Annotated in this window: 2 protein-coding genes; both read right to left on the reverse strand. The window is 70.8% G+C overall.

Annotated features, from left to right (window positions below; all coding sequences use genetic code 11):
- Nucleotides 1-400 (reverse strand): SDR family NAD(P)-dependent oxidoreductase (locus RH94_RS09065; RefSeq protein ID WP_143203980.1); only part of this gene is annotated, 400 nt, incomplete at its 3' end.
- A 128-nt stretch (nucleotides 401-528) separates the two neighbouring features.
- Nucleotides 529-1,267, reverse strand: a 739-nt coding sequence (locus tag RH94_RS09070) for an SDR family oxidoreductase (RefSeq protein WP_407697291.1), incomplete at its 5' end; no start/stop codon positions are given.

Below are 1,267 nucleotides of genomic sequence, written 5' to 3' on the forward strand. Positions count from 1 at the left end.
CCGTGCCGGCGGCGTGGCGCGCGACCTCGAGGGCGAGCACCATGTGCTCGCTGACCGCCCGGCGCGCCTGATCGCAGTCCATGTCCAGGAGGCGCCCGTAGGACGGGTGTCCAGCCGTGACCATCACGTGGTCGATCGGCCCGGGCAGTTCCTGGAAGAACCGCCGCAGCCGCGCCGGGTCGCCGGCGTCGAAGGCGGCGGTGCCGAGCGCTTCGACCTCCGTGGCCGCGGTACGCAGCCGTTCGGGGTCCCGTCCGGTGAGAATCACCGAGGCGCCCTCGGCACGGGCGTGCCCGGCGGTCGCCAGCCCGATGCCCGCGCTCCCGCCGATGACGACGAGGGTCTGTCCGAGCAGGGCCGGGGTGCGGATGTCGTGCGCCGCCGATGGCTCCGAACTCATGAATCCTTCCTCTGCCATGGCCGGTGCGCCCCTGGGGAGTGATCCACCAACCTTTCGGGTTGCGGACCGGAATCAGTCGATCAACCGCTGGCGAGGGGATGTCTCTTCCAGGCCGGGCCGGCGTCTGCTCACCGTTCGGGCGGTTGCGACAGGGCGTGCTTGACCTGCCTGGTCCGCTCGTCGGTGAGGACCTCCACCCGGTCGTTCGCCAGGGCTTCCATGGTCTGCTCCGCGACGTCGGCCGCGCTGATCTTCGGCGCGTCCGTGAAGGAGCTGAGATCCGTCTCCACGAAACCGGCGTGGACGCCGACCACGAGCGTTCCCTGTTCACGCAGGCCTTGCCGCAACGCGCCCGTCAACGACCACTGGGCTGCCTTGGAAGCCGCATATCCGGGGTAGTCCGGCCGCGAGGTCCAGGAGGCGGCCGACAGCATGTTCACCAGTGCGCCGCCGCCGTTGCGGGCCAGGACGGGGGCAAAGGCACGGGAGACGGCCCAGGTGCCGAAGCAGTTGATCTCCATCGCCTGGCGTGCGCCGTCGAAGGAGCCCGTCAGGAGCTTGGTGCCGAAACCTCCGACGCCGGCGTTGTTGATCACAATGGTGACGTCACCCGCGGCGGCGGCTGCCGCGGCTACCTCCTCGGGCCTGGTGACGTCCAGACGCAGCGGGATGAGGTCCTCATCGCTCACGCTCGCCGGATCGCGGACGGCGGCGTAGACCTTGCTCGCGCCGTGCTCGACCAGCGCGCGGGCGAACGCGCGGCCGATGCCGCGATTGGCCCCCGTCACCAGGGCGACCGATCCTTCGATCTCCATCACGCTTCCTTCCTGCCGGTGCCTGCCGTGCCCGGCAGGCACCGGGGGCAAG

This window comes from Streptomyces kebangsaanensis (genome assembly GCF_001906585.1).
Classification (GTDB): domain Bacteria; phylum Actinomycetota; class Actinomycetes; order Streptomycetales; family Streptomycetaceae; genus Streptomyces; species Streptomyces kebangsaanensis.